This window comes from Mesorhizobium sp. M1A.F.Ca.IN.022.07.1.1, assembly GCF_003997575.1.
Lineage (GTDB): Bacteria > Pseudomonadota > Alphaproteobacteria > Rhizobiales > Rhizobiaceae > Mesorhizobium.
In genome coordinates this window covers 1-1,751 of record NZ_RZST01000590.1, presented here as the reverse complement: position 1 = coordinate 1,751, position 1,751 = coordinate 1, and the positions used below count along the sequence as shown (strand labels likewise).

At 65.8% G+C, this 1,751-nt stretch carries 3 protein-coding genes and 1 pseudogene; 1 reads left to right on the top strand and 3 read right to left on the bottom strand.

Translation table 11 applies throughout. From position 1 onward, the window contains the following. Positions 1-250 precede the first annotated feature (250 nt). Positions 251-616, top strand: a pseudogene (locus tag EOA75_RS35860) (hypothetical protein); the annotation flags it as partial. A 20-nt stretch (positions 617-636) separates the two neighbouring features. Here EOA75_RS35860 and EOA75_RS32495 read toward each other — a convergent pair. The 3 genes from EOA75_RS32495 to EOA75_RS32485 form a co-directional block, all read right to left on the bottom strand. Further along, positions 637-942 carry an urease subunit beta gene (locus tag EOA75_RS32495; protein WP_067323963.1) on the bottom strand — a complete coding sequence of 102 codons (306 nt, stop codon included), beginning with the start codon at positions 940-942 and terminating at the stop codon, positions 637-639. Positions 943-949: 7 nt separating this feature from the next. Then, positions 950-1,543, bottom strand: coding sequence for a HupE/UreJ family protein (locus tag EOA75_RS32490; RefSeq protein ID WP_127326111.1), 594 nt, complete (start codon positions 1,541-1,543; stop codon positions 950-952). 26 nt (positions 1,544-1,569) lie between these two features. Continuing rightward, positions 1,570-1,751, bottom strand: a 182-nt coding sequence (locus tag EOA75_RS32485; RefSeq protein ID WP_127326110.1) for a DUF1272 domain-containing protein, incomplete at its 5' end; no start/stop codon positions are given.

Here is a 1,751-nt window from a genome sequence, read left to right as displayed (position 1 = left end):
AATGCTGGCGGGCCGGTTGCAGGCCCGTCAGCATTATCGCGAACGGAACCTCCCGCCGACAAGACTCGTTTCGCCTTTTTCGCCCCGCCACAAGTTCAACCAGGAGCGAGCGATGGCGAACGCCGCGTGCCCCGGAACAGGATTTCCATCCCTTGTCGTGGCCATTCTTCTCGTGGCCGCCGCCCCAGCGTTTCCCGCGCAGCCTGCGGACGGCAAGCCGCCACTGGACAGCACCAAGCCGGGCGCGACGATCGTCGATTCCGACGTCCGGCAGGAGGAGGCGCTGTCGAAGACGGAGGCCGGGAAGGTCATCACCGCCATCGACCGCACGCGCGACAATATCGGCACCGTGCGCAAGACGACCAAGCTGGATACCGTCGATATCGTTTTCCTGACGGATGCCGCGCGCAGCGAAGGCGGGCCGCCGCCTGCGATCGAGAATAAGGTGAAGCAGCATCAGGAAGACGTCGCGGAGCTGCGGCAGGAGATCGAAGCGAACGCCCTGCTCTTCAATGCCATCGATTCGCGGCGCGTGCAGGCTGAGGACGTGCTTGCCGTCGAGTTCGACAATCCCGGGAAGGTCGTCATTTACGCGGCCGCCAAGCCGCCGAAGTGATTTGAGCGCGCCGCCACGCCTCACAGCTTGCCCATCACCTTCTGTTGAAATCCATAGACCTCGCGCCTGCCGCCGAGCGGCACCAGCGTGACGTCACGTTCCTGGCCCGGCTCGAAGCGCATGGCCGTGCCGGCGGCGATGTCGAGCCGCATGCCGCGGGCGCGTTCGCGGGCGAATTTCAGTCCCTCGTTGGTCTCGAAGAAATGATAGTGGCTGCCGACCTGGATCGGACGGTCGCCGCTGTTGGCGACCTTGAGCGTCACCGTCGGCAGGCCCTTGTTCAACTCGATGTCGCCCTTTGCCGTAATGATTTCGCCGGGGATCATCGCGGCCTCACATCACGCCGAAGGCAAGGCCAGCGCCGACCGTCGCGCAGGCGGCGCCGGCAAGACGCGCCAGGGCGCGGAAGCGGAGCCCAAGTCCGAGCGCGGCCGCGATGCCGATGCCATCAAGAAGCGCCGTCGCCACGGCGAAACCCGCCATATATTCGAGGCCGCCGGCATTCTCCGGCACTTCAGTGCCATGCGCATGGCCGTGGAATAGGGCGAACAGGCCGATGATGGCCACACCCGCCGAGACCGGCAGGTCGACCGCCAGCGCCACCAGCAACCCGAGGGCCACGACCGAAGCGAGGATACCAGGCTCGACGAAAGGCACCGGCACCTGCAGCATGCCGAGTGCTGCGCCCGCCACCATCACGCCTACGAAGGCGAGCGGCCATGCCCACACCGCCTTGCTGCCTTTCATCGCCGCCCACAGGCCGACCGCGATCATGACGGTCATATGGTCGAGGCCCGACAGCGGGTGCATGAAGCCCGCCGTGAGGGACGAGGTCGTGCCGACGCCGACATGGGCGTAAGCCGGCATCGCCGCCGCCAGGAAAAGAATCGTGGCAAGTGCGGTGCGTTTCGTCGAAGCGGAAATCATGGGCGGGTCCTCTTCAAATTGCCGACTCATGCGGCCTTGCGGGGGCCGCAGCCCCCGGCCTTGAGCACGCGGTTGGTCGAGGCCGGGTATTTTTTCAACTTTGCCGCCGGCCGAATCGGCCGCGGCGCGAAATTGCCGCCGCAGTTCGGGCAGACACCGCCGAGAACATTTTGCGCACAATCGGCGCAGAAGGTGCATTCGAAGGTGC

Bases quoted from the DNA above. Each gene is read 5' to 3' on its own strand.
- EOA75_RS32495 (WP_067323963.1), bottom strand. From the start codon at position 942: ATGATCCCCGGCGAAATCATTACGGCAAAGGGCGACATCGAGTTGAAC.
- EOA75_RS32490 (WP_127326111.1), bottom strand. From the start codon at position 1,543: ATGATTTCCGCTTCGACGAAACGCACCGCACTTGCCACGATTCTTTTC.